This is a genomic window from Candidatus Avelusimicrobium sp., from assembly GCF_056976295.1.
The window spans coordinates 80,357-106,084 of record NZ_DBMCTG010000002.1 but is presented as its reverse complement, the minus strand read 5'-3'; the positions used below and the strand labels follow the sequence as shown (position 1 = coordinate 106,084).

Annotated in this window: 21 protein-coding genes; 10 read left to right on the top strand and 11 right to left on the bottom strand. The window is 46.3% G+C overall.

Annotated features, from left to right (window positions below; genetic code table 11):
- Positions 1-284: 284 nt before the first annotated feature.
- Positions 285-1,163, top strand: a complete 879-nt coding sequence (locus ACZOTW_RS01550) for a hypothetical protein (protein ID WP_428043002.1) — start codon at positions 285-287, stop codon at positions 1,161-1,163.
- Positions 1,164-1,221: 58 nt separating this feature from the next.
- Here ACZOTW_RS01550 and ACZOTW_RS01545 read toward each other — a convergent pair whose 3' ends face one another.
- Positions 1,222-2,094 (bottom strand): hypothetical protein, encoded by an 873-nt coding sequence (locus tag ACZOTW_RS01545; protein ID WP_428039873.1) that lies wholly within the window; start codon positions 2,092-2,094, stop codon positions 1,222-1,224.
- A 14-nt stretch (positions 2,095-2,108) separates the two neighbouring features.
- Positions 2,109-2,564: an alanyl-tRNA editing protein gene (locus tag ACZOTW_RS01540; protein WP_177746915.1), complete on the bottom strand. Its 456-nt coding sequence runs from the start codon at positions 2,562-2,564 to the stop codon at positions 2,109-2,111.
- A gap of 144 nt (positions 2,565-2,708) precedes the next feature.
- Between ACZOTW_RS01540 and pyk the strand changes: the two genes are divergently transcribed.
- Complete coding sequence (gene pyk / locus ACZOTW_RS01535) at positions 2,709-4,130, top strand: pyruvate kinase (RefSeq protein WP_177746913.1); 1,422 nt, start codon at positions 2,709-2,711, stop codon at positions 4,128-4,130.
- A 90-nt stretch (positions 4,131-4,220) separates the two neighbouring features.
- The gene (locus tag ACZOTW_RS01530) at positions 4,221-5,177 is read left to right on the top strand and encodes a ChaN family lipoprotein (protein ID WP_483997303.1); all 957 of its coding nucleotides are present in this window, start codon (positions 4,221-4,223) and stop codon (positions 5,175-5,177) included.
- Between the two features lie 297 nt (positions 5,178-5,474).
- Here the strand turns inward: ACZOTW_RS01530 and ACZOTW_RS01525 are convergent, their stop codons facing one another.
- The 5 genes from ACZOTW_RS01525 to ACZOTW_RS01505 form a co-directional block, all read right to left on the bottom strand.
- A complete protein-coding gene (locus ACZOTW_RS01525) occupies positions 5,475-6,857 on the bottom strand; it encodes an MFS transporter (protein ID WP_177746908.1) in 1,383 nt (460 codons plus the stop codon).
- Positions 6,858-7,126: 269 nt separating this feature from the next.
- Positions 7,127-11,716, bottom strand: coding sequence for a hypothetical protein (locus tag ACZOTW_RS01520; protein WP_483997302.1), 4,590 nt, complete (start codon positions 11,714-11,716; stop codon positions 7,127-7,129).
- Positions 11,717-11,934: 218 nt separating this feature from the next.
- Positions 11,935-13,071 carry a hypothetical protein gene (locus ACZOTW_RS01515; protein ID WP_483997301.1) on the bottom strand — a complete coding sequence of 379 codons (1,137 nt, stop codon included), beginning with the start codon at positions 13,069-13,071 and terminating at the stop codon, positions 11,935-11,937.
- Positions 13,072-13,157: 86 nt separating this feature from the next.
- Positions 13,158-14,294, bottom strand: a complete 1,137-nt coding sequence (locus ACZOTW_RS01510; RefSeq protein WP_483997300.1) for an AMP-binding protein — start codon at positions 14,292-14,294, stop codon at positions 13,158-13,160.
- 53 nt (positions 14,295-14,347) lie between these two features.
- Positions 14,348-14,602: a phosphopantetheine-binding protein gene (locus tag ACZOTW_RS01505; RefSeq protein ID WP_428039868.1), complete on the bottom strand. Its 255-nt coding sequence runs from the start codon at positions 14,600-14,602 to the stop codon at positions 14,348-14,350.
- 304 nt (positions 14,603-14,906) lie between these two features.
- On the opposite strand from ACZOTW_RS01505, the gene ACZOTW_RS01500 reads away from it, so the two are divergent.
- Together ACZOTW_RS01500 and ACZOTW_RS01495 are read left to right on the top strand one after the other, a co-directional pair.
- Positions 14,907-16,349 (top strand): MFS transporter, encoded by a 1,443-nt coding sequence (locus tag ACZOTW_RS01500; RefSeq protein WP_483997299.1) that lies wholly within the window; start codon positions 14,907-14,909, stop codon positions 16,347-16,349.
- Positions 16,330-17,715, top strand: coding sequence for an MFS transporter (locus tag ACZOTW_RS01495; RefSeq protein WP_483997298.1), 1,386 nt, complete (start codon positions 16,330-16,332; stop codon positions 17,713-17,715). The genes ACZOTW_RS01500 and ACZOTW_RS01495 overlap by 20 nt, the downstream gene beginning before the upstream one ends.
- A gap of 70 nt (positions 17,716-17,785) precedes the next feature.
- Here ACZOTW_RS01495 and rbr read toward each other — a convergent pair whose 3' ends face one another.
- Together rbr and ACZOTW_RS01485 are read right to left on the bottom strand one after the other, a co-directional pair.
- Complete coding sequence (rbr, locus tag ACZOTW_RS01490) at positions 17,786-18,325, bottom strand: rubrerythrin (RefSeq protein ID WP_177746892.1); 540 nt, start codon at positions 18,323-18,325, stop codon at positions 17,786-17,788.
- A gap of 18 nt (positions 18,326-18,343) precedes the next feature.
- Positions 18,344-18,796, bottom strand: a complete 453-nt coding sequence (locus tag ACZOTW_RS01485) for a Fur family transcriptional regulator (RefSeq protein ID WP_483997297.1) — start codon at positions 18,794-18,796, stop codon at positions 18,344-18,346.
- Positions 18,797-18,894: 98 nt separating this feature from the next.
- Between ACZOTW_RS01485 and ACZOTW_RS01480 the strand changes: the two genes are divergently transcribed.
- A complete protein-coding gene (locus tag ACZOTW_RS01480; RefSeq protein ID WP_483997296.1) occupies positions 18,895-20,082 on the top strand; it encodes a BaiN/RdsA family NAD(P)/FAD-dependent oxidoreductase in 1,188 nt (395 codons plus the stop codon).
- Positions 20,083-20,110: 28 nt separating this feature from the next.
- Here ACZOTW_RS01480 and ACZOTW_RS01475 read toward each other — a convergent pair whose 3' ends face one another.
- Both ACZOTW_RS01475 and ACZOTW_RS01470 read right to left on the bottom strand, forming a co-directional pair.
- On the bottom strand, positions 20,111-20,437 hold the full coding sequence (locus ACZOTW_RS01475; protein ID WP_177746886.1) for a hypothetical protein: 327 nt from the start codon (positions 20,435-20,437) through the stop codon (positions 20,111-20,113).
- On the bottom strand, positions 20,438-20,623 hold the full coding sequence (locus tag ACZOTW_RS01470; protein WP_428037569.1) for a hypothetical protein: 186 nt from the start codon (positions 20,621-20,623) through the stop codon (positions 20,438-20,440). It lies immediately after the preceding gene.
- Positions 20,624-20,669: 46 nt separating this feature from the next.
- Between ACZOTW_RS01470 and ACZOTW_RS01465 the strand changes: the two genes are divergently transcribed.
- From ACZOTW_RS01465 to ACZOTW_RS01450, 4 genes are all read left to right on the top strand, one after another.
- Complete coding sequence (locus ACZOTW_RS01465; RefSeq protein ID WP_483997295.1) at positions 20,670-21,278, top strand: hypothetical protein; 609 nt, start codon at positions 20,670-20,672, stop codon at positions 21,276-21,278.
- 117 nt (positions 21,279-21,395) lie between these two features.
- The gene (locus ACZOTW_RS01460) at positions 21,396-23,165 is read left to right on the top strand and encodes a Na/Pi cotransporter family protein (protein WP_483997294.1); all 1,770 of its coding nucleotides are present in this window, start codon (positions 21,396-21,398) and stop codon (positions 23,163-23,165) included.
- Positions 23,166-23,176: 11 nt separating this feature from the next.
- Positions 23,177-23,494 (top strand): YkvA family protein, encoded by a 318-nt coding sequence (locus tag ACZOTW_RS01455; RefSeq protein WP_428039860.1) that lies wholly within the window; start codon positions 23,177-23,179, stop codon positions 23,492-23,494.
- A gap of 49 nt (positions 23,495-23,543) precedes the next feature.
- Positions 23,544-25,721: an AsmA family protein gene (locus ACZOTW_RS01450; RefSeq protein WP_483997293.1), complete on the top strand. Its 2,178-nt coding sequence runs from the start codon at positions 23,544-23,546 to the stop codon at positions 25,719-25,721.
- Positions 25,722-25,728 lie beyond the last annotated feature (7 nt).

The following is a 25,728-nucleotide window of genomic DNA, read 5'->3' as shown; positions in this document are numbered from 1 at the left end:
TATTAAAAAACCGGGGTTTTTCTTTTTTAAATTTATAAAAAGGTACATATATGCAAAAGATTATTCTAATTTCTTGGAAACATCCGTTAATTACCGTTGATTGCAAAATGGCAGGAATTATGGTGGTTCTATTTAATTTTATTTCCAATATTACTAAAAAAATAAAATTTAGCCCGGGATATATGTTTTAATTTAAGTCGTTTTAGTTTTACACCCCGGACTTTTATAAAAGGTTCGGGGTTTTATTTTACAGAATTTAACTAATAGATAAAAGGAAAAACAAAATGAAATACATAAAATTACTTCTCGCTGTACTTGTCTGTGTTGCTGTTACTCCCGTCGCTCAGGCGCAGAGGCTGCCTGTAAAACGTGTTAAAATAAAAGTTTACCATTTGCCGTCTAGCAAAACCCTTTTTCCAAAAGGGACTGTAACTGGTATTAAAGTAAAAAATCCTAAGTTTAAAACCCCGGTCGTCCAACTGCCGGTAACCACTTTAAGATTAGCGGTTAATAAAAAAGCCAAGGAAATCCAACTCAAACTCAACGAGCAGAGAAAACAACAACTGCTTAAACAACAAGATTGGATTAAAGATATTGAGCAAAACCGTGCTGCGCTTTTGAGTTCATATCATTTGCCCGAGGATTATATTTCGGGTTTTTATGTCCGCCGTATTGAGCCGTACCAGAGCAGACCCCAGTCTATGTATCATCCGGACGAAAAATCCGATAAGATTCTGTACCGCGGAATGATTATCACGCCGGAAGAGTTGGTGGCCATTTTAAAGAACGGCTTTTCGCCTAAAAACTCTACTTGGAACGTGGGTACGGATTCCAGAGGATCGGCCGTCAGTTTGTCTTCTTCTTACACGGAAGCAAGCCATTATATTTTCCAAAACGGGTATAAGAAAGATGGCCTTGGAGTTGTGTTTGTGGTGCGCAGGACGCCTGCAATGGAACTTGGTAAAGATCCAAAACTTAACTCCACCAAAACTATTTATTACTCTTATGAAGATATCCCTGCTTCGGATATTGTGGATGTATATTTTCACGGAGAATACGGGCCCGAATCCTTGCAAAACGTTATGGAAAAAATTCAGCAAGGAACGAACCGTCCGCATAACACCTGGACCAATCAATTTAGCGGAGGAGGCTTTCTCCGTTAACCATAAAAAATCCCCCAGACAAAACTGGGGGATTTTTTATGATACACACTAATATTGATTATTTGGCTTCTTTAAAAATATGGCTAAATGATAACGATACACCCACATAAATATTTTCACCGCGCGTACCGAAATCTTTGGCCTGCGCCGTATAATAACTGATAAACGGGGCAAGGTGCAAATTTTTATATAATTCCACTTCCAAGCGCGCATCGGCGGCAAATTCATAATCTAAATCGGTCGGGCGCTTCTCAGATGCGCTTAAATAATCACGGAACAGGGCAGAATATTTGGCCGTTACACCTTCGCGCACGGGCTGCTCAATTTTCAATCCCGCTTCCCACGCCAGTTTGGTTGAGTTGGGGCTGTATGTAAAATCACGCTCACCCACTACGGCAGCAAACAAACTTTTTAAATATTTTCCTTCAAACATTTTTACCCCGGCCGTTCCGCGCAAAATGCGGGTGCGGGGGGAATTATCAGGCTTGGTAAATTCGGTCTCGTAACCCAAATTGGCAAATGGGCCGGCTTCAAAGCCGCCTAAAAAGTTTTCAACCTTCCATAAGCGTTGGGTGTAGCCGGTGGTAAACAAAATTTTGTCGGCATTTTCATTGGTTAAGGTCTCGCCTTCCACAGGGCGGATTTTAGTACGGCCATAGTCCATTAACAGTTCATTGGTCCACAAATAGTGTTCGGCGTGATAATCCGATATCGCATCCAAATTACCGCGCACGGCAGTTTGGGAATCGCCGTTTAAGCGGGCATCAGAAAAGTCTTGGTATTCTTTGGCGTGTTTTACTTCGGTGGAAGTTACGTCAAGAGCAATTTTTTTCAGTTCAATTTGCCAGCCCTGTTTGCCGTCCTGCGCGTACGAAACGCCACAAAGCAACACCAAGGCAATCAGCAAAAATGCTTTTTGCAAAAGTTTCATAATTCTCCTGGGGTTTAATCTTCAAGTTTGTAACGGATACGCAATTTGCCGTTTTGGTATGACCAACTGATTATTTTAAAATGCCCGATTTCGCGGGTATTTTCCACGTGTTTGCCAATACAGGGGCAGACATCATACCCGCCCACGCGCACCAACCTCACGGTATTTCCGGCTTCTGGCGGCAAACGGGATAAATCCACACTCTTTTCCGCCTCCTCGCGCGGAAGTTCCTCCGCCGTTACGGGCAGTTGCCCGGCAATCACGTCATTTACCATATCTTCCACTTCGCGCAACTGTTCCGCTGTCGGTTCAATCGGCAGGAAATAATCACACTTGGATTTATTTTTTTCAATATGGTTAGTTAAACTGCGCTCACAGCCAAACATACGAACCATTGTTTGGTTCAAAATGTGTTCGGCCGTATGCATCGGGGGAAAATAATCTTTTTTAGGGGTTAAAGACGTATCCATACGGTATATTTTAGCGAATTTAAAGGGGCTTTTCAATTTTCTAATACAATAAACCAATGACAACGCGCTCCAAAAATAATAAAATAATAAAGAAGGGGGGAAACCCCTCTCATATAGTTAGATAGAGGAAATAAAATTAAGATTATGCCGAAAAATACTGACTTTTGCAAAATCGTCGCGACCATCGGTCCCGACACCAGCGATGAAAAATCTATTGAATCCTTGGTAAAAGCCGGCGTTTCCGTGTTCCGCTGCAACTGCAGCCACGGTTCCTTGCCCGAATACCAGGAAAGAGTAACCAACATCCGCAAGATGGAAAAAAAATACAACTGCACTTTGGGTATCTTGTTTGACTTGCAAGGCCCGAAACTCCGCGTTGGCACGTTTAAAGATTACCGCATCCACTTGAAAGAAGGGGATAAATTCCGCTTGGATATGAATCCGGAACCCGGCGACCAGACCCGCGTTTGCCTGCCCCACAAAGAAATTTTTGCCGCTATGAAAGACGGCCTGGAACTTTTGCTTAATGACGGCGTAGTCCGCTTGCGTGTGGATGCCCACACCGCTGACACCGCAGACTGCACCGTTATCGCAGGTGGCGAACTTTCCAACAAAAAAGGCGTAAACGTACCCGGCGTAAAACTGCCGCTTTCCGCGTTAACCGCCAAAGATAAAGAAGATTTGAAAATTGCCGAAATGTTGGGAGCCGATTTCATCGGCTTGTCCTTCGTTCAGGAACCGGAAGACTTAATTGAATTGCGCGGTTTGATGAAATCCAAAGCGCACATCATCTCCAAAATTGAAAAGCCGTCCGCCATTGAACACTTGCGCGAAATTATTGACTTGACCGACGTAGTAATGGTAGCCCGCGGCGACCTGGGCGTAGAAACCAGCCCCGAACTCGTGCCGGTCTTGCAGAAAAAGATTGTTTCCGGCTGCCGCAAAGCGGGTAAACCGGTCATCATTGCTACGCAAATGTTGGAATCTATGATTCACAACATTATGCCTACCCGCGCCGAAGCCTCTGACGTGGCTACCGCCGTTTACGACGGTGTGGACGCGGTAATGCTCTCTGCCGAAACCGCCCAAGGCGATCACCCGGTGGAAGCCGTTACAACGATGCGCCGCATCATTGAAACCGTAGAAAAAGACCACCGCTACCGCAAAGGTCTTTCCTTGTTGGAACGCAAAAACGATTCCACCAAAGAAGGCGCCATTACTACGGGTGCCGGCATTGTGGCCACCAACTTGGATACGGCCAACGTAATCGTTACGTTTACCGATTCCGGTTCCACCACCTTGCGTGCCTCCCAACAGCGCGCCGGCGGCTTGCCTATTTTGGCCCTTACGCCAAACATAACCACCGCCCGCCAGTTGGCTGTGGTATGGGGTGTAACGCCGATTGTCATTGACAATTTGAAAAACTTTGACGATATGACGCGCGAAGCCAAAAAAGCCGTCCTCGCCCAAGGTTTAGCCAAAGAAGGCGACAACGTAGTAGTAACTGCCGGTATTCCGTTTGGTAAAGCCGGTACGACCAATATGCTCTACGTTATGAACATCTAATTAACCATTAGTTGCTTAATACGCCGTCCGATTTCGGGCGGCGTATTTTTTTGCCTTGACTATTTCAACAAGAACACTTATAGTATAAATATGAAGAAGATTACTCTATTTTTATTGTTAATTTGCCTCTTTTTATGCGCAGAAAAGGCCCTGGCCTTTGCACCCGATTTTGACCGCGCACGCCACAATTTTGAAGCCCGCTTAGCAAGTGATACTGTTTTAAAGAAAGCACTCTTAAAACAGGTTCGCCCAATAACGGGTAATTTCAATTATGCCACGCTGTTGGACAGAGATACCGATATATTACTTTTGGGCGAAGAACACGGAAATGAACGCGCCAAGAGAGAAACCAACCTTATGATTAAATATTTTGGACAGAATAAGGAAGGTTTTACACATTTTGGCACAGAATTTTACCTATCTTCCGAGCAACCTCTTTTGGACCAATACGCGGACAACCAAATTACGCTGACTGAACTGGAAAGTAAATTAGCATTAGGAAAAGCCTATTCGGCTTCGGCGGCGGTAGCAAAACGCTATGGGTTGACGGTACTTGGGTTGGATTTACCCCAGGCACAAAATAATTACGCTTGGAGCAAATCGGCCGCGGGGATGCGTGCGCGCAATGAACATTGGGCAAAAATCATTTTGTCCGTTGCCAAGGCGGACCCACAGTCCCGTTTTATTGTTTACGGCGGAGCGTGGCATACGCAATTATCATCTAACGATTATCCCACGATGCCTCAGTTGCTAAACAAGGATGGTCTTAAAACCAAAACAGTAGAATATGTATCTGCACCCGCGTGGGAAAAGTTAGCGGAAGAAGCCAAATTGAGCGGAAAAACTCTTTTATTTAGAGTGCCGGCTAACTACCGCAAAGATGCAAATACAGATTTCTTTATTTTTCTGCCAAAGGTTACCCCTAGCGAGGCAGAACAACAGGAAATAAAAAAAATTATGGACGATAAAAACTTCAAAATCTCCCATTGTACAGACGACCCAGATCACCCGTTATGTAAGGTTTTTATTACCCAAGAACACCGTTAATTTTTTTATCTATGCCTGGGGAAAAAAACAAACGGGCATTTTTCTGTCTAAAAATCTACACAAATAGAGGGAAAAATGCTTTAAAATCTATCCTTTTGCAAGCGTCGTAATGGAAGGATATGTTATTATGACCCAAGCATTAAATTCCACGGTTTGGGAGCAAACAAACTTTCTTTATAAACATTATCCTTGATTTAGGCTAGAATTTTATTTCTTTTAGCCAGTCCCCAATAATGGCCATTAGACGAAAAACCCCCGGGAATTAATCCCAGGGGTTTTTCTAAATAACCGTAAATGTTATTTGTTTTCAGCAGAAATAGAAGCGGCTTCCTTCTTCCAAGTGGTGGCAATACAGCCCATTGCGATAATACACGCAATAATGCAGGAGAAGTACACACCTTTCCAGCCGAAACTCTTGCTGATGTACGCGGCCCCGGTGCTGGACAACATAGCACCAAAGTAACCGAACATACCCGTAAAGCCGCACGCGGCGGAAACGGATTCCTGCACGGTTACGCGGGATGCTTGCACACCGCCAGCCAGGTTCTGGGGGCCGTCCACAAAGAAGCCGATAAACGAAGCGAGCAAGGACGTCCAGAAGAACTGGTCTGTACCGGCCACGCAATAAAAGCCCCAGCAACTGGCGGCCAAAATGACCAAGTAAATAATATTCATTTGAGTGCAGCGGCCTTGAAAGAATTTATCAGCCAAGTAACCGGCAACGATACCGCCGGGCATACCCAAGAAAGGCATCCATTTCATAGCGGACACGGCACCATCGGGCGTAAAGCCGCGTTCCTGGGTCAGGAACATCGTACCCCAGTCCAACGTAGCAAAGCGCACATAGTAAATGAAGATGTACGAAATAGCCAAGGCCCAAAGGAACGGGTTTTTGAGCACGTGTTTTTTAAGAATTTCCCAGTGGGAAAGGGTGCTCTTTTCTTTTACAGGCATTACGTCGTTTCTGTAAACTTCAATAGGAGGCAAACCCACGGTGGTAGGTTTATCGGTCAAGAAGAACATCAGGAAAATACTATAACAAATACCCATAAAAGCAGGTACGATAAAAGCCATTTTCCACATATCCAATTTGAGCAGATAAGAAATCAACACGCCCACAAAGAACGCACCGAATGTGTGGGAAGAAGACCACAAGGTCCATTTGGTCGCTCTTTCAGAGGGGGAGAACCAGTATACCAAACCTTTGGCTACCGGAGGAAATCCCATAGACTGCGCCACACCGTTCAAGCCCCAGGCAAACGAGGCCAACGCCACGAGCGGCAAGGTAATACCCATATTGCCCAAGAAGGCCTGGAATTGCGGCAGGAAAGGGAACGCCAAGTTGATAAGGGAAGAAATGAACAAGCCGAGCGCCATTACGCCACGGATGTTACAGCGGTCCGCCAACACGCCGCTTAAAAACTTACCGATACCGTAGGTAAGATAAATCGTCGTGCCGATATACCCCAACTGAATTACGTCCAAGCCAAAGTTCTGGCTCAGCGCAGGTTTTACATAATCCAAATTTTTGCGGGTGAAATAAAACAAGGCATAACCAAAGTACATGCCGAAGAACATCTTAATACGCCAGTTACGGTACAAACGCTTAATCTGTGCCTCGTCGGAAATAGGTGTTCCGTCCGGCAAAGGTTTAAGCCAACCAACTAATTTTGCGAACATTCTTGTCTCCTATTTATAATTTAACGTGCAAAAGCCACGCATCAACACTCTCCGGCGCTGGCTTCCCGCCGGGGCGCTCCCTCGATTAGAAAGTGGATGTGCAGTAAATTGCAAGAAGCAAATCATTTGCTTACTTAGTAATTATAACATATATGGGGTGGGTAAAATCAAGTGTTTTTTCGTCGGTAAAAGTATTTTTTTAGCACAATTTTGCAGAGATGAAAAACCCCGGGCTTTTGAGGCCCAGGGTTTCGTCCAAAAATACTTACTTAATGTTCCGCAACCGGCATATCCGGATACCCTTTCAATACATCGCGCAACTGTAAAATATCAGAAGCGGAGGTCGGTCCGGCATTTTCCTGCAACAGGTTGTGGTTCTTATCCAATGTTTTAAGCGCACTGCAAATGCGGTTCAAACGTTGGGTTTGTTCCAACACGCGGGGGGAATCGGCCGGGTTGAGTTCAGCATATTCCTGCAACGCGCGTTTGGCTTCGTTCTGGTACTGGATGAACAATCTGTATGTACCAGCGGTGGTGGTGCCGTGTTTAATATTGGCAGCCAATTGGTCCAGTTCGTTAATGAGGACGAACACGTCTTCAAATCTGCCCTTGTCCATAGATTTTACTTTCTTTTTGGGCATCAATCTGGAATACCACGGTTTAGCCGCCTCGGACATTACCGGCCCGTTGTACAGACCTTCCGGCACATACGAGAATTTTACATCTTTGGCGGTCATATCAATAGCAGCCAGCGATTTGGAAAGTTGTTCGTATTCGCGGTTAAGCATTACAGACAGGTGGTTTTTCTCCAATATCACCCCGTAAGACTTTACAATGCCTTGCAATTTTTCCAACGAACCCATTACCGTAGAAGAACCTTCCACTTCGCTGATAGCAACCAAACGGTTATAGGATTGCGTCATTTGTTTGAGCATATCCGTCATTTTGTGTTCGGAACTCACGCCGTAGTCCACCATTTGTTTTTCCAATTTGGAAAGCGTACCGTTCACTTCGGACAAGCGTCTGTAAGCGTTCTTTTTGCTGATGCCAAACGATTCCGCATTTACTTTGCCCGATTCAATCGTGTCCATAGTAATCTTGGGTTTGCGGAACAGGCCCAAGAAATCCTTGGTTAAGCCCCAGTTGCGCGCCGCCAAAATGCTCGCCACTACCGCAGAGTAACCTAAGATAATACGGTTCATACCTAAGGTAAACGCTTCGCCTGCATTGCCCGTCAAGGCGGAAACTTGGTTTACCAGGTCAAGCGCCCATTGCGGGCCGAGATCGGCCAAGCCGAAAGCAATCGCAGAGGCCGTCAAAATACCAATCAAACCGTGGGAGTTAAAGACGGAGTAATCTTTACCCGCCAAACTACCCCAAGTTTTTTCACGGCGTTCAATGCGTTTTAATTGGGCTTCTTTTTCGGCTTCCGTCAACGAGGTATTTTCGCGGATAGCCACTTTTTCTTTCTGCATAGCCGCAGAAACCATATTCTGCAAGCGGACGGAGTCCAACTGGCCGGGCACAGCCGTAGCCATATAGTGCAACACACCGAATCCAGCCGTAGCCAACGCCAACGGGCCCGAGTACGGCATAAGGGCAATCGCGCCCGCCGTAGCGGCCAACAGAGGCAAGGAAGCACCAGTCAACTGGTCGTCCGTCATTTTTTTGCTGGATACCTGTTTAGAGGCAAACTTACGAGTCATAGCCGTGGCAAACATAAAGCCGGCTACCAACCATTGGCCCACATCGTTACCCAACACGGCGTTTGCGTCCTGGGAAAGCATCATCAAACTGGCCGCATAACTGGCGTACACCAATTTCACACGGCTGGCGATGTCTTTCACGTCGCGCGTATTTCTAAAATTCTGTTTATATAAGGCTTTATCTTCGGCTTCTTCTTTCGCCAGTTGTTCCTTGGAAACTTCCGGCACTTTTACAGCGGCTTTTTCCGCTGCGGCACCTGCGGCCTTTACACCTTTACCCATTTTGTAAATAGGCGTATTAAGGAAGAGCATTTCCGAAGCCGCCAACAGCGCAAGGCCGACAGGAACCACAATCGTAAAGTTCAAACCAGCCGTGGCCAACAAGCCCGTAGCCGCCGTTAAGGCCAAGCGGGACCACTGTTTATTTTCCGAGAAGTCCAAGTGAGCCGCCGTGCGGGCCACCGGGTTCTTATAGTAGTTAAGCAAGGTCTGAATGGACGTATTAGCCATACTTGCACCCAACACCAAGGCTACCGTCGGCAACGACAGAGACAATAAAGATAACGTTTTTACATCAATCGTACCGTACATTCCCAACCCCACCAAAGCGAAGGTTAAGGCCGCAGCGGCACCGCCATAAATGGCCTGAATCGTGTTTTTATGACCGATTTTCGTCATAAGAGGCATCAATTTAGCGGCCACTAACGGGGTAAAATACCCAATACCGCTGACCAGGTTGGACATCAAACCGGAGAAACCCGGCAAGGATTTCAGGGCCGATTTAAAAGGACCGGTCAAAGAGGCACCCGCATCGTTACCCACAAATAAGGCGTGCAGAGTCAAGAACTGCTTTAAAGAGTGCGGTTCATTGAGTTTAAGTTCCAAGTTAAGGCCCGGATTCTTTTCCAACATATTGGCCATAGCCAACATATCAGTAGAGTTATACGGCGTATCTAACGGGACCTGCACAGAACCATTGGCCTGAATTTCTTCCAAAAGTTTAGCAGAGCGTTTGTTCGCGCGGACTGCGGCCAAGTTACCGGACGGCATTACATATTTCCACTGGCCCGATTCGTCCAGCGCGAGTACGAACCCTTTGGGGATGACCAAGCCCGGCTTTTCAGACAAGCCGAATTTGGACAAAAAGCGGCTGTACCACGAAGCGTGCGGCTGGGACAAAATACCCACCGGAGCACTGCTGAGTTTGCCGGAGGCAGAGCGGTAGTAGAACGGGATATTGTTAGAGTAGAATACGCCTTTTTTGGTTTCTTTACCCGTAATTCTGTTCTTGGAGGCAAAGCCCGTTGGACGGCAAGAGGAAACGATTAATTGTTCATTAATATCCGGCATTGACGGGACAATACCCGCAAAACTTTCTGTCTCCAAGGGCAAAACATTTACGTTATCCCAGGCACTGCGGACCTTCTTTTCCCAGTTCGGGTCAGAGGTAATCATTTCCAGTTCTTTTTCAAAGGAGGACTGGGCCGTAGCATCAGACACCGCAGCAATCGCCGTATTTAACGATTGGGAAGCGTACAAGTGATACAACGCCTTACCCAATTCTTCGGGATTTTCTTTTTTAGACTCAATCCAGCGTTGCGTTTCCGCAGACATTTTGCTAATGGATTCGTTAAATTTACCCTGGTTATACAGAGAAACCAACGCCTGCTCTTTGTATTTTTGAGAGGCGGCACTTTCCAAAATCGTGCGCAACTGTGTAGCCAAGGGGTATTCTTTGGATAAAATGTTTAAAGCCGTACTGTTGGCTACGCTTTCGGCATCGTGCGTAAACCATCCGCGCACACGGCTAGCGGTCTTGCTCAGCCATTTGGGGCTGACGGGAATAACACTGCTATATACCGTGCCGGAATTGGAAGCGGCAGGAGTTTCGGACGCCGCAACTTCTCCGTCTGCGGCGGCAGGCGTGTAAGCAACGTGTAAACCATCCGGCAAGGTAATATCGCCCAAGTTTACATCCACTTTCGGTGCAGGCGTATTGCCCGCAGGTTTAGCGGCAGGTTCAGACACCGGGCTCGCAACGACTTGGCCTTTTTTGGCATTTAACGCCACCCAATCCGCCGTACCTTTGGCGGATGCATCCAAGTGGCGCGCGTTCAAACGGTTCCAATAAGTAAGCGCCTTGCTGACGTTGGGAGCAATTTTGGCGGAACTCATTTGTGCGGCCGTTACGGTAGGAAGCGTTACGGGCAAATTATTCGCTTTTACATATTGGCTAACACCAGCCCAGAAATCGCCATACAGTTTGCCATTAATCGTGGAGAGTTGGGCCAATTTTTCAAGCCCTTCGTAAGCCTGCAACGTCAAGAGAGAGCGTCCGATAACCACTTCGCTGAACGTTTTTAATGCTTGGGGAGTTTTATTATAAGTATCTAATAACAGGGAAGCATCCTTGGCCGTGCCGTAGAAACCCAAATCTGCCGCAGCGGCCATAGTCTGCCCCCAAGCGGACAAATCTTTAAGGCCCTCGGAATCAGCAGACAAGCGGCTGATATCGGCCATCGTTACGTCCCTATTTAAAGCAGAGGAAGAACGGTAATTGCGCAAAAGACGCACATAAGTATCTTTGGCAAGAGACGCTTGTTTAGAGGTCGTAGCAAAGCCTTTTTCCACGGTTACGCGCGTATAGGCGTCTAAAATCAGTTGGTCGTGTGCAGAGGGGGTGCGCTGAACATCAAAAATTTGCCTCATTACTTCGCCCGCGTCTTTAGAGGAAAATTCCTTGGCGGCTAAAAGCGTATCTACTTCCGTTATAGTTTTAGAAGAAAGGGAAGCGGCGTGGGCAGCATCAATGCTTTGGTCCAAAGCGACCGACAACTGCGGGTTTACGCCCACCGCAGGGGTAACAATTCCGTTGGGAGAAACAGAACCCGGCACATTAGGAACAGAAACAGGAGGAACATTTCCTTTTACATTAAGCCGCGGGATATTCGGTCCTTTGACTTTTGCGCCCACAGCCCCACGGGCAGGCCCCATCACTTTGCCGGCTTGTTTTCCGGCGGCTTCGGCAGCTTTTTCTGCAGAATCCACCACTTTGCCACTATTTTTGGGTAATTTAAGAAACTGGGCAAAAGAGGGGGTAAAACTCCCGAAAATAAGAGTGAAACTTAAAACTAACGATATTAATTTATTCATATACTTGTCTCCCACGAAGTACACTTCTATACCTTCATACTATCACAAAACCCGACGGATAACAAGGGCCAAAGGACCCATTTTTTATATGGGTCCTTTGGCCTATCTTCGTCGGATAAGGTCTTTCATTTATTATTGTAACACAAATTCTCCGCCGTGTCAGCCCCCTGTAACGCAAAAACCCCGCCTTGTGGGCGGGGTTTTGATAAAAGGCAATGCTATTTGGCTTTACCTTTGTTGTGGATGATAAACATCCAGTCCTCAGTAGCCGTAACCGACGGGTCCAAATGCAACTCGTTTAAGGCTCCGCGGGAAAGCAAGATTTTGCGCACCGCATCAGGCAGCGCCACTACATCCAGCCCCTTAGAATTATTTATAATATAGGAACGCTCAAATGGGATATTATGTGCCGTCGCATATTCTTGGATTCCCTGCCAAAAATCTTTATACAAAGTATCATTTAAAGCCACCGTAAAAAAGAAACCACCTAATTTGTCCACAGCCCCCATACTGAGTAATGCCCGGCCTATGATTACTTGGCTAACGGGTTTGAGAACGGCTGGGGCCTCATAATAAGCAGAAGACAAAGCATTTACGTTGTCTCTGGTGGCACTGCCAAACATACCCATAGTCGTGGCGGCGGCCATTTTATTGGCCCAAACATAAACCTGCGTGGACGGTAAGGTTTCTTCGCCAATCTTTATGCTGGTGGAAGATTCGTAAGAATAATAACGCGTCAGTATCTCTTCCGCCTTTTTTACAATGGCTTCTGCATCCTTAGCCAAATAGGGTTTATGGCTGGCCACAAGCAACGGAAAATTATTAAAAGCAAATTCATATTCTTTGTCAAACGAAAGGTCTTTGTCCATATGGGCCATTCTGTTTTCGTAATACTTAAACAGGTCCGCCTCGGACAGCGGGAGTTCTTCGTTAAACAAGTAATACTGTTCCGAAGTGCCCTTTTCTGCCACAGTAGCCCGAATATCTTTAAGTTTCTCCATCGGGCGCATTACGCTTGTCTCTATTTCCTGTAAACGGGCCTTAGAAAGCGTGGGGGCATTCACCGCCGGTACCGCCGGAGCAAAAGCCGTTGTATTTGTTCTAGGCGCGGACGGGGCAGCCACATGCGGCACAGTCGTAGGAAGTTTAGGCGCAACCGGGACAGATGCCTTGGGCAATTTAGCCGCGGGAACTTTCACTTTGGGCACGGCAATAGGCTTAACGGCCGCAGCAACTTTTCCCGCCGCCTGCACCGCACCAGTGCCGGACTTAATCAAATTTTGCGCAAAAGCCGTTACAGCATTTACGCCAAGCAGAGCAACAACACTAAAAGAAACCAACCAAACGCGTTTCATATTTCCTCCCGGAATAATTCAATAACTCCTATATTTTAATAATAGGCCAAAAAACCGTTTGTGTCAAGGCATAATTCAGTTTTTTGCTACCAATCGGCATCTTTTTCCATTGAGGAAACAGGTAATTCGTTCCCAAAGGTAAAAGAGCGGGGTAGTTCGTGTACGGTCAGCCGTTGGCCCAAATAAGTGCGGATAATACCCAAATGCTCCGGAGAGTAGCCGTCGTTTAACACGATAAACGCCTTTAAGCGTTCGCCCTCCTCGGGGCGCATTAAGCGCACACGGCAAGCCTTTACCGCCGGATGTGCGGACAAAACAGTTTCCACCCGTTTAGGAAACACATTGACACCTGCCACTTGTACGCAGGCATCGCTGCGTTTTAACGGAATTAACAATCGTCCCTGCGTAGCCTCTACCTCGTCGGGCAGGGTAAGCCAGGCATTTTGACTTTTGCGCTTAATTTGCGGCTGTTCGTCAGTGAAAGAAAGATCCCAAAACGGGAATAATTCAAAGACCTCTGTGCTCTGGTGGCGGCGGGCAATTGCACCCGTCTCACTGGCGCCATAAATTTCGGTGAACTGTGAAACCCCCAATTTGTAGAGCGCGTCTATAATTTCTTTTTTGCAGGGTGCGGTGGAAGACATTGCGTGCACTCCTTTTGGAAAGGGGGTTTCCAAGCGGACCCAATAGTTCCAAAATAGCGGAAACCCGACTATTAAATCGCCCTCTTGTAAAATATCTCTCCACGGTTGGGTGGGTAAGGCCGGGAGAGCAAGCACAGGCACATTTAGCGCGTGCGGAAGCGTTACCGTAAAGGAAAAACCGTACATATGGTTAGCGGGTACGAGCGACACGACGCGCTTAACGCCTTTAAAATCGGAAGCCAAGCCGTTGGCTTCTTCTTCAATCATATTAAGTGTATGAATACAGGGCTTAGGCGTACCTGTACTGCCCGAGGTTAAAAAAGTCAACTTCCGCCCGTGCAAAAACGCGGCATAAGAATAATCTGTCATTAAATTTAAAGACGAAAAAACGCGCGGCTCGTACCCGAAAAAGAGTGCCGCCTTGTCGGACACTGCCTTTAAAATTTGCTGCGGCAACCGTTCAAAAAAATCCTCTCCGCCTTTTTCGTCCAACAGAGCCAAAGAATCCACCTTTTTACGGGCCAATTCCGTGCGAAACATATCCGTCAATATGCGTTTTATATCCTTTAACAATAACATAAATTCCCGTCTCCCCGGCCGTTCCCGGCTGTCATAGCGCTCCTAATAAGCCCTTATTTCTGCCGGTTCTTTTCCACATATTCAGCCAAAGTACCAAAATCTTTAAAAATAGTGCGGCCTTGCTGCATATTTTCAACCGTAATTCCATATTTCTTTTTCAACAGCATAATAAGTTCCATCGCCTCTATGCTATCTAACCCCTGTTCGCCGAAAATCGGGTCGCTTTCGCCAAAGTTTGACAAATCGGCCCCGCCTAAATCAAGCCCCGAAGCAATCATCTCTTTAATTTCATCAATCATTTTCCGCATAGCAACTCCACGAATTAAAATAATTTAAAAATGGATTATGGATATTTTATACAAATTTTTTTCTTTTAGCACCCATTTCTTATAACTATAAACAACAATTAACCCTAAGGATAAAACGTATTTTTTCAACGCTCCGTCTGGCAAAATAGAGGAAACGGAGCCAATAACTAATGCAATTTCCGGAGGGTAGGCTCGTTGTAAACTCACGTCAAATTAACTAAAATAAGAATATAGGTATCTGGGCACTTTATCATATACCCCGGACAATAAACTGTTTTCCAACAGTTAAAACTATCCTAATAATATGATGAAATTAAAAACACCCCACATTGCATACAAATGGCTGATTTTTTCCGTAACGGCTATTGGAGTCTTTATGTCCACGCTGGACGGGGGCATTATTAATGTGGCCCTGCCTGTTATGGCAAAGGACTTAAATGCCAGTTTGGAGCGTATCCAATGGGTTGTCAGTATTTATCTGCTAACCACTACCTGCTTTTTACCTGTATTTGGCAAATTGTCCGATATGTATAGCCGGAAATACCTGTATTTGACAGGTTTTTTGCTCTTTGGTATCGGTTCTTTTGCGGCTACATTTTCACAAAATTTAAGTTGGATGATTTTTTCGCGCGCCCTGCAAGGATTAGGGGCCAGCGCGATGATTTCCAACTGCCAGGCCATTATTGCCAAAGCCTTTAAAGGCAAAGACCGGGGCCGCGCCTTGGGCGGTATCGGGGCAATGGTGGCGGCTGGTTTTTTGGCAGGCCCGGCGGTGGGAGGATTTTTAATCCAACATTGGGGTTGGCAGTCGGTCTTTTGGATAAATGTACCTATCAGTATGCTGGGCATTTGGCGCGGCATACAAATTATTCCGCATTTTAAGCCCGTAACCCAAGTAAAACTGGACTGGAAGGGCGCGGTTTGCTTTATCCTGTTTTGTTTTTCCTTTCTCTATGCGTTGGACGAGGGGGAAAACCAACACTGGACGTCCTTTCTCATTTTAGGCTCGTTTACAGCCGCCTTTATCTTTTTTGCCGGGTTTTATTGGCGCGAGAGAACCAGCAAAACACCGTTTATCGGCCTGTCCCTTTTCAAAATACAGGCTATTTCGTACGGGTGCATAGTATCTTTGCTGGGATTTATTGCATTAAGTTGCAACAGTATTTTATTTCCGTTCTATATGGCAAACATTTTGCATTTATCTCCGGTACATATGAGTTTGCTGTTGATGCCGTTTCCGGTAGCGTTGGCCATATCGTCGCCGTTTTCGGGGTGGCTGTCGGAAAAATACTCTGCAAGGCTTATCACTACCGTAGGATTTGGGTTTATCATTATCGGCGCCGCTATGTTTGTGGGAATTGGCAAAAATCCCTCTTATACCTATATTGTAATTGCCCAAATGATTATGGGGTGCGGTTCGGGTACATTTCAGGCCCCTAATAATAACACAATTGTCAGCGCCGCCCCCGCAAACCGCCTGGGTATGGTGGTTAGTTTAAGTGCCTTGGCGCGCAATATGGGGGCCGTAATGGGAATTGCGCTCTCTGTGCTTATCTTTTCCGCCGCGCGCCGCCATTATGTCAATCTTGGCGCGGACTATGCAACCGCTTTTATGAACGCATACCAATATTCAATGATTTTCTGCATAGTGGTTTCGTTGGCGGCGGCATACTTTTCTGCCGCGCGCGAAAAGCGCAAGAAACGCCGGGCACAGCCGAGGGGGTTCTATGAAACAACGACGGCTTAACCTCTCGCGCAAATGGCTTATTTTTACAGTAACCGCCACGGGAACCTTTATGGGTACGCTGGACGGCGGAGTGGTAAATATTGCGTTGCCCTCTATGGCGGGGGAATTTAACGCCGGTATTGAAAGCATACAATCGGTTGTCAGCGTGTATTTGCTCGCGGTAACGTGCTTTTTGCCCGTATTCGGGAAGTTATCCGATATGTTCAGCCGCAAAAAAATGTATTTAAGCGGCTTTTTGCTATTTGGTATCGGCTCGCTGTTATGCTCTTTGGCGGGCAGTTTGCCTATGATGATTGTATCCCGCGCGGTACAGGGATTAGGCGCAAGCGCAATGATGGCAAACGCACAGGCAATTATCGCCAAAGCCTTTGTGGGCAAGGACCGGGGCCGCGCTTTGGGCGGAGTTGGCGCCGTGGTGGCATTAGGCTCTTTGGCCGGACCGGCAGTCGGGGGTTTTTTAATTCAGCATTGGGGTTGGCAATCGGTCTTTTGGGTAAATATTCCTGTTAGTTTAATTGGTATTTGGCGCGGCATACAAATTATTCCGCGTTTTAACCCCAAGACAAAAATCCGTATGGACATCAGCGGTGCGGCCTTTTTTATCTTATCCAGTTTAAGTTTCTTATATGCTATGAATGAAGGCTCAAATAAAGCCTGGACCTCACCCGTCATTTTAGGGGCATTTGCGGCGGCGGGCCTATTCTTTTTGCTGTTTTATTACCGGGAACGGGTAGCCCAAACGCCTTTTATTGGATTAGACATTTTTAAAATTCCGGCCATTTCCTACGGTTATGTAGTAGCGGTACTGGGTTTTATGTCTATTTTTACAAATGCCGTTTTATTCCCTTTCTATGCGGCTTACATTTTGCATATTGACCCGGTACAAACCGGTCTTTTGGTATTGCCGTTCCCGGTAGCATTGGCCGTTTCTTCCACCGTTAGCGGGGTACTTTCCGAGCGGTACCCGGCCCGGATTATCACTACCGCCGGCTTGGGGTTTGCCTTTATGGGAGCGGTGATGTTTGCCTTTGTGGGCGAAAACCCGTCCTTTGCCTATATTGTGCTTGCACAAGTGATTTTCGGCTGCGGTTCGGGGACGTTCCAAATCCCCAATAATAATACCGTTATCAGCGCGGCACCCAAAAATAAATTAGGCATTGTGTCTAGCGTAAATGCCCTGGCGCGTAATGCCGGGATGATTATGGGGATTGCCTGCTCCGTGGCTGTGTATGCGGCGGTACAAGGGCATTTTGAACAAGCGGGCTTGGACAGTAAAAACGCTTTTTTACGCGGGTATCAGGCTGCTATGTTTTTGGGTGCGGCTTTGGCTGCGGTGGGGGGAATCATATCAGCCAAACGAGCCTGACGCGCCCTTATATTTACAGACAAAAAAACCCGCCCAAAAGAGCGGGTTTTTTAGTAAATCCACGGAGAACTTAGAAGTTTTCCGGATGAATCATAAAGTAAGCCTGCGGGTGGGCGCACACGGGGCACACCTCGGGGGCTTTTTCGCCGATGTGAATATGACCGCAGTTGGCGCATTCCCACATTACGATACCCGCTTTTTTAAATACTTCATTGGTTTCCACATTGTGCAGGAGTTTGCGGTAGCGTTCCTCGTGCATTTTTTCAATTTTGCCGACGGCTTCAAACAAAAAGGCGAGTTTGTCAAAACCTTCTTCTTTGGCTTCCTTAGCAAAAGTGGCATACATATCTGTCCACTCGTAGTGTTCGCCATTGGCGGCATCTACCAGGTTTTCAGCCGTGGCAGGAATATTGTTATCGTGCAAGGCTTTAAACCAAAGTTTAGCGTGTTCTTTTTCGTTATTGGCGGTTTCTTCAAAAATTTTAGAAATCTGCACAAAGCCTTCTTTTTTGGCTTTGGAAGCATAATAAGTATATTTGTTTCTGGCTTGCGATTCGCCCGCAAAAGCCGCCATTAAGTTCTTTTCCGTTTTTGTTCCTTTCAGTTCCATAAAGTCTCCTATTTTTACCTATTTATTGCCACGGCACTTGTTGCAAAGGCCGCGCACTTGCAAATTAATCTGTTTTACATCGCCCCAATGTGCCATACCGGCAGGCAAAGGCAAGGACTCACCGTCCTTTAAAAAGACATCATACACTTCCCCGCAGTTAGTGCACACAAAATGACAATGGGGACGCAAATCCCCGTCAAAGCGGGCCTTGGACGACAGCCCCACACGCATAAGCAAATCCATTTCTTCCAACGATGCCAACGTGCGGTACACCGTATCCAAAGACACGTTAGGCATATTTTTCCGTACCGCAAAAAATACTTTCTCCGCGCTTGGATGCTCACACGAGGCCGCCACCGCGCGGAAGATTTCCCGCCGTTGGTTGGTTACTCTTAACCCTCTGGCGCGGCATTGGTCTTCAAAAAAGGCCAAGCGTTTCTGCAATTCGTCGTTGTGTGTATTGGTCTGCATATGCTCGTATTTATTAATAATAATTCTTATTAAGAGTATAGCATATTTGAAAATAAAATCAAATTTTTTCTTTTTGTATAATATAAGAAACCTATCCTATGAATTATAATGAACTGAAAAATACTGTTTTTCATACCGCCATTATCGGCGCAGGAGCCGGCGGACTTTTCTGTGCGGGCAGTTTCAACAGCCCTAAAGTTTTAATAGAACACAATACGCACCCGGGTAAAAAAATAAGTATCTCGGGAGGCGGAAAATGTAATTTTTCAAACCGTTTTGCCAAGTCAACAGATTATGATTGCGCCAATAAACATTTTGTAAAAAATGCCTTGGCCGCTTTTAAGCCGCAAGATTTTGTTTCCTTGCTTGATGAAGCAGGCTTAAAATGGGAAGAACGACAAGACGGACAACTTTTTGCTATGGACGCACGCGATATCGTGCGCTTTCTCATCCGCCGCGCACGCGAGGCCAACACCCAAATTTTAACGGACACGCAAGCATTGGACGTCCGTCAGGAAAACGGCCTGTTTACCGTAAATACTTCGGCAGGCCCCGTCCGCGCACAGCGCGTGATATTGGCGACGGGGGGATTATCTTTCCCGGCCTTGGGCGCAAGCAACTTTGGAATTAAAATCGCGCGCCAATTCGGCCTAAATATTATACCCCAACGCCCCGCGCTTGTAGGCCTGACCTTTGATAAAGCCCTGCGCGAGCAATTTGTTAAACTGGCCGGAAACACCTTAAACGCCCATATAACGTGCGGGAAACACGATTTTGAAGGCTTCCTGCTCTTTACGCACGAGGGAATTAGCGGCCCGGCTGTATTGTCGGCCTCGCTCTTTTGGAAGGAAGGGGAAAAAGTAACCGTAGATTTTCTGCCCGGTGAAGATGCACACGCCCTGTTTAGCGCGCAAAAAAATTCCGCGCACACCTTTGCCGCCGCTTTACACGGTAAAATAAGCACTAAAATTGTAAAAGCCTTATTGGGGGAATTAGATGACAAATTGCCCAACGCCTCCCGCGCGGACATAGAAAAGGCCGCCCAGTCCATAAACCGCTTTGTTTGCCTGCCTGCGGGAACAGGCGGGTTTTCCAAAGCCGAAGTAACGGCCGGAGGAATTGACGTGCGCGAAATCAATCCGTCCACTTTCGGGGTGAGCCGCGTGCCAGGTTTGTATGCCATAGGCGAATTACTGGACGTAACGGGCCGACTGGGAGGCTTTAACTTACAATGGGCTTGGAGCAGTGGCTTTTCAGCCGCCAAAGCATTAGAAAAAATGTTTTAATTTCTTCCCGCAACGCGCGCGCGTTTTGCTATAATGTGGGTGTACACTTTGAATAAGGAGCGGTAATAATGGATATCCGCGAACAACAAAATATATTTTCTCTCTTTTTTAATAGTTTTCGCTTACTGAACCGGGCGGGAACTGCTATCTTTGTACTCATATTTTCGGCAATTTTGCTATACGCAATGATAGCGGGGTTGGCAAAGATGGATGTGCCGCTTTTTTTGGTTAAAATAATGATATGGCCGCTTACCATTTTTTTCTCGGCTGTTTTTTTACGGCAGTTAGGTTGCAAAGCGCAAAATGAAGGGGAGTCTATTGCTGCCTCCTGCTCGGCGTCTGTTTTTCCTACCATTTATAGCATTATTTTAATATTGTTACTGAGCGTGGCACTCGTTGCCTTATCAGTTTTAATGGCCGCATCGCGCTCGGCAATTCTCATAACAATCGCATTTTTATTGATTCTTTTTTTGTATTTCCGCTTGTGTTTTGTTCCCGCGGCCATTGTTTTAAGAGAGCAAGGCCCCATTGCTTCCATCATTTACAGTTGGCAGTTAACCGGCCACCGTTGGGGCATCACTTTGGGGATGTTTTTAATTTTATGCTTTGGCCCGTCTTTACTTATTTCCGCCATAATCCGCGCCCTTTATGTGGGGATTCCGCTCTTTTTTGCAGACAGTTTCAATATAACCGCCTTATCTGTCCCTTGGTATATTGCGGGAGCGGTATTATTGGTGTTAATTTTCTTATTTTGGATATTGCTTGCTTGCTTTTATGTGTTAGTATTTTTAAATGTGGACTTTGGTGAAAATCGTGGCTCCTATACGCCGACCCCCGAAGTGCACCTTACCGAAGAACCGACCCAAATTTTTGGAGCGGATAACAATGTTTTGCCGCCCGGAATCGGCAAGCCGGTTACCGAGCAGGACCTGCAAAACCAGGTGCAAGTAACCCACGCCGCCTTTCAATCAGCCGAACCGGAAACAATTAACCAACATTTAGATAAAGTTTACCAACCGCCCAAGAGCGAGGATATCGTTCAATACGCGGATGAAGACCGTATGCCCACCATTTTGTTTGACGACGAAATGGCCAAGCAAATTGAAGCCAACCAGCAAATGTGGTCCAAACAGACCAAGCACGAAAAAACGGACAACCCGGATGACAACCAAACTTCTATCAAAATGTCCAAGTAACGCTTGCGTTTCTTTATCTATCCCCGCTGTACTTGCGGCGGGTTTGTATGTTTTTGTTACGGAAGGAGCCGAATAAACGGCTCTTTCTTTTTATATAAATAAGGAGAACTCCCACAAATGTCAACCCTGCTTGAAATTTTAAACTTACTCGGCGGCCTGGCCGTATTCTTATTCGGTATGAAGATAATGAGCGACGGCCTGCAAAAGGTATCTGGCGATAAAATGCGCCAACTATTGGGTATCGCCACCACAAACCGCTTTGCGGCCACTGCCTGCGGGGCCTTGGTAACCAGTATTATTCAATCGTCCAGCGCCACTACGGTAATGGTTGTCGGCTTTGCCAGCGCTGGTTTATTAAACCTGTACCAATCCTTAGGCGTTATCTTTGGGGCCAATATCGGTACCACAATGACGGCGTGGATTGTCAGTTTGTTCGGCTTTAAAATGCAAATTTCGCTCTTTGCCTTGCCCGTTATTGCTATTGGCTTTTTTGCCCAGTTTATTCCTAAATTTGCCATTGTCCGCCGCATTGGGGAAACATTAGTCGGGTTTGGGCTTCTCTTTTTGGGCTTGGACCTGATGAAGAACGCTATCCCGGCCGATTTTGCACAAAATCCGCAGGTGGTGGCTTGGATTTCCCGCTTCCGCCCGGATAATTTATTTAATTTACTTACCCTTATTTTCAGCGGTACCATTTTAACTGTTATTCTCCAATCGTCCAGTGCCGTTATGGCAATGACACTCACCTGCGCCGCCGCCGGAATTATTGACTTTCAAACCTCGTGCGCGTTAGTATTGGGGGAAAATATCGGCACCACTATTACCGCCAATTTGGCCGCTATCGGTGCCAGCAAAACCGCCAAACGCGCCGCCCTCGGACACTTTTTATTTAACATTATCGGGGTATTCTGGGTCGTGTGCATTTTTAAACACTTTGTAAACTTGATAGATTGGCTTGTACCCGGCTCCCCTTATACCCAAGATCCTGAACAATTAACCGCGGTGTTGCCTTACCACATTTCCGCGTTCCACACCGTGTTCAATGTAATCAATACAATTGTAATGTTGCCGTTGCTTAAACAACTGGCGCAATTAACCTATCTTATTATCCCAAAATCTAAACGCGAGGATAAAAAGGAACACGAATTAATCTTCTTATCCACCCGCTTTACCAACACGCCGGAACTGGCCTTAATCGCCGTGCGCAAAGAAGTGGAACGTATGATGAGTTTTGTAACCAAGATGACGGATAAACTGATTCACGCCGTAAAAATTGATGACGACAAAATGTTCACCCGCCTGATTGATGACGTAAAAGCGGCCGAAAAAACAACTGACGTATTGGAGCATAAAATCAATATTTACTTAACCGCGCTGACGCACGGGAACTTATCCCGCCAGGCGGTAGCGCAATCGTTCTCGCTCTTTGATGTGTTAAACAGCATTGAACATATGGGCGATTGCGGCGAAAAGATTGCCCGCATTTTGGAAAAATTCCACGATAAACAACCGTTTACCGAAGCCGATATTGATGATTTGGAAGAAATCGCCAAACTGACAAAGAACATCACCAAACGGACCCGCCGGATTTTGGTGGATATCCAGCAGCCCACCCGCCAATGGCACCTGCAAGCGGAAAAAACTTTTGACGAAGCCCTCCAAGATGAGGAAAAATTAAACTCCTTGCGCAAACGCTTTCTGCACGATTTGCGCGAACGCATCAACGCGGGCCAAAGTTCCACCCCGGACGCCATTACCGCCTATGCCGATATTTTAAATAATTTTGAAAGAATCGGCGACTATGCGCTGCGCGTAAACGAAAATATTTTGGGTATGCGCGCCGAGGAGCGGGCAATGAACGACACTCCGGCCGCTGTGCAAAAATGACAGAGGAAAAAATGAAATTCAGCCCATTAGCGGTATTTAAAGATTTTGCCAGTTTCTTTCCTATGCTATGGGCTGTTTTACGCGGTAAATACAAAATGCCTTGGGCCACGCTTTTCTGGGCGCTGTTATGTTTGGTATATATGATTTCGCCCATTGACCTGTTGCCCGACGTACTTCCCGTTTTAGGCATTACGGATGACGGAGCCTTTGTCCTTTTGGTACTGGCTATGCTTCATAAAGATTTAGAAGGCTTCCGCCGTTCCCGCTCCAAACAGGAAAATGTGATAGAAGCCGAAATCGTCTCCGACGATACGCACCCGCAGAAATAACCCTTTTGCGCACTTGCCGGACAAAAAATAAAAGAAATACAATATAGATATGAAAAAATTATTCAAATTACTTGTAAAAATTGCGGTCGTATGCGTAATTTTGCTGGCGGCGGGGTTAGTGACCCTGCGCATAATGTTCCCGCCAGAAAAATTAAAAACAATGGCCGTGAATTATGCAAAAAACAATTTGCAACGGGAAATTTCCTTTGACAAAATTTCCTTTAACGTCATCGGGGTAACGCTGGATAACTTTGCCTTGTCCGAAAACACCTCCTTTCAAAACGGCACTTTTGTTAAAGCCGATAAGTTGGTAGTCAAATTGGCCTTAATGCCGCTACTTAAAAAGCGGGTGGAAATTGCTACCGTATTGGTGGACGGCCTGGACGTAAACGTCATTAAAAACAAAAACGGCTCCTTTAACTTTGACACCCTCATCCCGGCTTCGGACTCCGCCGCTGCGTCCGCCGATAACAATAAAAATGACAGTTCCGGCCTGTCTTTTGTTCTGTTGGCGGACAGAATCGTACTCAATAATTGCAACTTTACTTATAAAGATTTGCAAACGGGTATGGACGCTTCTGTCAACAAATTACAGGTGGAAATCCGCAAGTTTGATTTGGATAGTCCCTTTGACATAAAAATCAAATTTACAACTGAATATTCTGCCGCCGGGCTGAATATGACGGTGCCTGTCAGCATTTCCTTGCGCACCTTTCTGGCCAATTTAAATCTGCCCGAAGCGTATGTTACCGTCAATGATATTTCCGCCACTTACAAAACGGTAAAATTGCAATTAAAGGGCGGTATCAAAAACTTTGAAGCTCCGCAGGCAGACCTGTCAGGTACGTTAAGTGGTATTAGCAACACGACGGTTGCCGAAATTCTGCCGGATTTACCGCACTTCTCGCTCCCGGTTATCCATATGGCAGTAAAGGCTGTGGCAGATTTGGAAAAATCTACTGCGGTTATTTCGCAAGCCAAACTTTCGGTAATGGACAGCGCGTTTTCGTTAGCCGGCACTGCCGGTTGGGCGGGGGCGGCCCCCACTTATTCCGTTAAGGCGGACCTTTCTACCGACTTAGGTCAAATCGTTCAAATGACCGATACGGTGGCGGATTTCCAACCCGGAGGACTTATTACGGGTGCGTTTAAAGCCACTGATAAAAATGACGGTCAAGATATCAGCGGACAAATTCTATTAAAAAATGTAAGTGCAATGTATGCACCGTTTACAGTAAAAGACTTGAACGGCACCGTCAAAATCACTTCCATTAATGATATTGCCTGCCCGTCGCTTACCGGATTTTTAAACGGGGAAAAATTTACCTCCTCGTTCTCATATAAAAACATTAAAGATGTACTGAACATTGTTTTTAATGCGGAACTGGATAAATTTACCTTAAAGGAATTTCCTTCCTATGCCGCTGCCGAAACAGAAAATGACACGGACACCGCTTCCGGAAACAAAACAGCCGGGCCTGAACTGTTAATGAACATTAAAAGCAACATTAAAGTCGGCCCTATCAGCGTGCCGTATTTCCGCTCGGACGGTTTTACCTTAAACGCAAATTTAACAGGTGTAAGCGAAACAATGAAAAAGGCCAACGGACAGGTTTCCTTTGTACTGCAACCCGGTGCCATTACGGATATTGATTCGTTTGTAAAAGGAAATAAATACGTTAAAATTTTGCTCCTGCCTATTACATTGGTAAGAAATGTGGCAGGCAAGTTAAATGTGGATATTTTCCCGGCGGAGGCTAACGCGCAAAAAGGCGAAATTACCTTTACCAACGGCGAGGGGATTTATACCTTTACAAGCGGTGTAATGAAGGTGGATAAGACGACCTTTGCGTCCAAACTGACAAACATCAACGGAAGCGGCAATATCAACTTCCATACGCAGGCATTGGATATGAAAGTATCCGCCACCGTACTTACATCGCAAACTCCTGTCGTCATCAAAATCGGCGGAACAATGGATAACCCCTCCGGCAAATTAGATGTATTAAACACCGTAGGCTCCGTACTGGGCGGTATTTTAAATTACAAAACGCCCGGCAAGGTTGCCGCCAGCACGGCAAGTACCGCCGGAAACGTGGCCACCGGAGCCGTTAAAACCACGGGACAAGTAGCGCAAACCGGAGTGGATACCGCCAAAAATGTTATCAAAGGTATCGGCGGCCTGTTTAAAAAGAAAAACACCGCAGACGCTGACTCCGCCAAATAAGCCAACA